Raw genomic sequence first — 4,544 nt, 5'->3', positions numbered from 1 at the left:
AGTGGATGCCCCTCGGCCAGTTTTTCCAGTCGATCGGCGCGGAGCGCAAACAGGTCAGGCGGCGGCAGATGCAGAAACGGCGGCGAACTGGCCGCCGCCTCGATGTCCCCGGCTTCAAGAATGGTTGCCAAAGGTCAGCCCTTTTTGGTGATCGGTCGTTCCGGCACGTCCGGACGGCGTTCGTCGCGAGTGATTTCGCGGTACCAGAGTTCATGGTGTTTCTTCGCCCAGGCGCGACTGACCCAGCCGTGCAGCATCGCGTCCACCGAGCCCTTGATCCACAGCCCGGCGTAAATGTGAATGATGATGCTCAGGATCAGCACAAACCCCGCCAGCGCATGCAAGAGCATCGCCCAGCGGATCACGGTGATGCCGAAATACGCACTGAACCAGGCCCGCCAGATCACCAGCCCGGTGAACAGCAACGCGAACATGCACAGGAGTAAAGTCCAGAACAGCAGCTTCTGCCCGGCGTTGTACTTGCCCACCGGCGGCACGCTTTCTTCGTCGTTGACCATCACCCGATTGATCCGCCGCAGCCACCGCCGGTCATTGGCGATGAAGAAATTGCTGCGCCAGAAGCTGAACACCAGGCCAAGGAACAACACGAACATGGCGATGCCCATGTACGGATGCAGAATCCGTGTCCATGGCCCGCCGCCGAACAGATTGGTCAGCCAGAACATCGACGGATGGAACAACGCCAGCCCCGACAGCCCGGCCATGAAAAACAGAATCGCCACCAGCCAGTGATTGGTGCGCTGGTTGGCGGTGTAACGCAGGATCGTCTTGTTGCTCATGGCCGGTCCTCCCCACGTGGATCGAAGGTGTGCACCGCCGGATCGACGGTATGCACCGAGGTGTCGGGCGGCGTTGGATGGTCATCCTCCTCGACCCGGTTCGGCCCGATGCGCACATAGTGGAAGAACCCGGCCAGCACCGCCGCGCCCATTGCCAGCAGGCCCAGGGGCTTGCTGATGCCTTTCCACAGGCCCACCAACGGACTGATGGCCGGCGCATCCGGCAACCCGGCGTAGATCTTCGGCGTGTCGGCATGGTGCAGCACGTACATCACATGGGTGCCGCCGACGCCTTCCGGGTCGTACAGGCCGGCATTGTCGAAGCCACGGCTTTTCAGGTCGACGATGCGTTCGGCGGCGTGTTCCTTCATGTCTTCCTTGGTGCCGAAGACGATGGCGCCGGTCGGGCAGGTTTTCACGCAGGCCGGTTCCAGCCCCACCGCCACCCGATCCGAACACAACGTGCATTTGTAGGCCTTGTGATCCTTCTGCGAAATCCGCGGAATGTTGAACGGGCAACCGGTGATGCAATAGCCGCAGCCGATGCAGTGGTCCTGATCGAAATCGACGATGCCGTTGGCGTGCTTGATAATCGCCCCCGGACTCGGGCAGGCCGCCAGGCAACCGGGCTCGGCACAGTGCATGCAGCCGTCCTTGCGGATCAACCATTCGAGGTTGCCGGCGTCGGTTTCGTGCTCGGTGAAGCGCATCAACGTCCAGGTTTCGGCGCTCAGGTCTTGCGGATTGTCGTAGGTGCCGTGGTTGTGGCCCACCTCGTCGCGCAGCTCGTTCCATTCCGAGCACGCGACTTGGCAGGCCTTGCAGCCAATGCATTTGGTGGTGTCGATCAGCTTCGCCACCTCCTGCTGATTCCTCACCGAGGGTGGCACCGTGGTGGTGGCCGAGCGGGCAATGATGTCTTGGCTGGCCATTTAAAGATTCTCCATCAGAGCTTCTCCACGTTGACCAGGAATGACTTGGATTCCGGGGTCTGGGTGTTGCCATCGCCGAGGAACGGCACCAGGGTGTTGGTCAGGTAACCGTGACGCGTCAGGCCGGTGAACCCCCAGTGCAGCGGGATGCCGATCTGATGCACGACCTTGCCGTTGACCTGCAACGGCCGGATCCTTTTGGTCACCACCGCCACCGCTTCGATGAACCCGCGTTTACAGCTGACGCGCACGCGATCACCGGCGGCAATGCCCTTCTCTTTCGCCAGCACTTCGCCGATCTCGACGAACTGCTCGGGCTGGGCAATCGCATTCAATTTGCAATGCTTGCTCCAGAAGTGGAAATGCTCGGTCAGCCGGTAACTGGTGCCGGCGTACGGGAAGTCCTTGGCTTCGCCGAGGCTTTCCCAAACCGAATCGAAGATCCGCGCCGCCGGGTTACTGGTGGCCTTCTTGTTTTGCGGGTGCAGCGGGTTGATGCCGATCGGCGTTTCGAACGGCTCGTAGTGCTCGGGGAATGGCCCCTCGTTCATCTTGTCGACGGCAAAGAACCGCGCCACGCCTTCGGGGTTCATGATGAACGGGTTCATCCCGGCTTCCGGCGGCACGTCGGCCTTGTAGTCCGGCACATCGGTACCGCCCCAGGCCTTGCCGTTCCACCACACCAGACGTTTTTTCGGGTCCCACGGTTTGCCGGCGACATCCGCCGAAGCACGGTTGTAGAGAATCCGCCGGTTGGCCGGCCACGCCCATGCCCAACCCAGATGCTGATGCATGCCATAGGGATCGGCGTTATCACGCCGGGCCATCTGATTACCGGCTTCGGTCCAGCTGCCGGCGAAAATCCAGCAGCCGGATGCGGTACTGCCGTCATCCTTGAGCAAGCCGAAACCCGCCAGTTGCGTGCCGGCCTTGACCGCGACGCCGGTGGCATCGGTGAAGTCGGCGACGGCGCTGCCGTTGATCTCCTTGGCCAGTTCTTCGGGCGAAGGCTCGTCGGGGATCTTGTACGGCCACGACAGCTTCAGCAGTGGATCGGGGAACTTGCCGCCCTCGGCCTGATAGCGCTTGCGCAGGCGCAGGAACAGCTCGCTCATGATGCGAATGTCGGTCTGCGCTTCGCCTGGGCCATCGGCACCTTTCCAGTGCCATTGCAGCCAGCGGCTGCTGTTGACCAGCGAACCGTCCTCTTCGGCAAAACAGGTGGTGGGCAGGCGAATGACTTCGGTCTGGATCTCGGCGCTTTTCACGTCGTTGTACGGCCCGACGTTGTGCCAGAACTCCGAGGTTTCGGTGGCCAGCGGGTCCATCACCACCAGCCATTTCAGTTTGGCCAGTGCGCCCATCACCCGGTTCTTGTCCGGCAGTGCAGCGATCGGGTTAAAACCCTGGCAGAAGTAACCGTTGACCTTGCCCTGGCTCATCAGGTCGAACATCTTCAGGACGTCGTAGTTGGGGATGTCCAGTTTCGGCAGATGGTCGTAGCACCAATTGTTCTCGACGGTGGCATTGGCGCCGTACCACGCCTTCATCAGGCTGACGTGGAATTTGCTGTAGTTCTGCCAGTACGACAATTGCCCCGGACGCAACGGCACTTGCGTGCGTTTGTGGATGAAGGCGTTGTAATCCTGCTCGGTGTCGGTGCCCAGCGTCAGGTAGCCCGGCAGCGCATTGGAAAGCAAGCCAAGGTCGGTCAGGCCCTGAATGTTCGAGTGCCCGCGCAACGCGTTGACTCCGCCGCCCGGCATGCCGACGTTGCCCAGCAACAGCTGGACCATCGCCGCACTGCGAATGATCTGCGCGCCGATCGAGTGTTGCGTCCAGCCGAGCGCGTAGAGAATGGTCATGGTCTTGCCGGGCGTGGCGCACGTGGCAATCTCATCCCAGATTTTCTGCATGGCATCGACCGGCATGCCGCAGATCTGGCTGGCGAGGTCGATGTTGTAGCGGCTGTAATGCTGTTTCATCAGTTGATAGACACAGCGCGGGTCCTGCAGGGTCGGGTCGACTTTGACAAAGCCGTCCTCGCCCAGCTCGTAGCCCCAGCCGGATTTGTCGGTATAGCTGCGCTTGGCCACGTCGTAGCCGCTGAAGATGCCATCTTCAAAGCCGTAACCGGCCCTGACGATGAACGACATGTCGGTGTAGTTGCGCACGTATTCGTGCTGGATCTTGTCCGTGGTCAGCAGGTAATTGATCAGGCCGCCCATGAAGGCGATGTCGGTGCCGGTACGGATCGGCGCGTAATAGTCGGCCACGGACGCGGTCCGGGTAAAACGCGGATCGACCACGATCAGCCGCGCGGCGTTATGCGCCTTGGCCTCGGTCACCCATTTGAAGCCGCACGGATGCGCTTCTGCTGCGTTGCCACCCATCACCAGGATCAGATTCGCGTTGGCGATATCGGTCCAGGTGTTGGTCATGGCTCCACGGCCGTACGTCGGGGCAAGACTTGCCACCGTCGGGCCGTGTCAGACACGCGCCTGGTTATCGAACCCCAGCATGCCGAGACTGCGGATCACCTTCTGGGTGATGTAGCCGGCTTCGTTGGACGCCGCCGATGCCGCGAGAAACCCGGTGCTCAGCCAGCGATTCACTGTTTGCCCGTTGGCATTTTTCTCGATGAAGTTGGCGTCGCGGTCGGCTTTCATCAGGTCGACGATGCGGTCGAGCGCTTCGTCCCAACTGATTCGCGTCCATTCGCTGCTGCCCGGCTTGCGCGTTTGCGGGTAGAGCAAACGGCCGGGGCTGTGAATGAAGTCGAGAAGACCTGCGCCTTTCGGGCAGAGGGTAC

The 4,544-nt window shown here is 61.5% G+C and carries 3 protein-coding genes and 1 pseudogene; all 4 read right to left on the bottom strand.

All coding sequences use genetic code 11. From position 1 onward, the window contains the following. Positions 1-131: pseudogene (locus tag DBR24_RS12880) on the bottom strand (formate dehydrogenase accessory protein FdhE); the annotation flags it as partial. A gap of 3 nt (positions 132-134) precedes the next feature. Beyond that, positions 135-800, bottom strand: a complete 666-nt coding sequence (locus tag DBR24_RS12875) for a formate dehydrogenase subunit gamma (RefSeq protein WP_123468631.1) — start codon at positions 798-800, stop codon at positions 135-137. Next, a complete protein-coding gene (gene fdxH, locus DBR24_RS12870; protein ID WP_128614945.1) occupies positions 797-1,732 on the bottom strand; it encodes a formate dehydrogenase subunit beta in 936 nt (311 codons plus the stop codon). Before fdxH ends, DBR24_RS12875 begins: the two co-directional genes overlap by 4 nt. A 14-nt stretch (positions 1,733-1,746) precedes the next feature. Next, on the bottom strand, positions 1,747-4,544 hold a 2,798-nt coding region (gene fdnG, locus DBR24_RS12865; protein ID WP_146189031.1), incomplete at its 5' end, for a formate dehydrogenase-N subunit alpha.

The sequence above is a fragment of the Pseudomonas sp. HMWF006 genome (genome assembly GCF_003061205.1).
In the GTDB taxonomy this organism is placed as follows: Bacteria; Pseudomonadota; Gammaproteobacteria; order Pseudomonadales; family Pseudomonadaceae; genus Aquipseudomonas; species Aquipseudomonas monsensis.
Note: the sequence above shows the minus strand (reverse complement) of the source record. Positions and strands in the feature narration are given on the sequence as shown.

What these genes read in the sequence shown, in the direction of transcription:
- DBR24_RS12875 (WP_123468631.1), bottom strand. Translation starts at nt 800, where the DNA reads ATGAGCAACAAGACGATCCTGCGTTACACCGCCAACCAGCGCACCAAT.
- fdxH (WP_128614945.1), bottom strand. Translation starts at nt 1,732, where the DNA reads ATGGCCAGCCAAGACATCATTGCCCGCTCGGCCACCACCACGGTGCCA.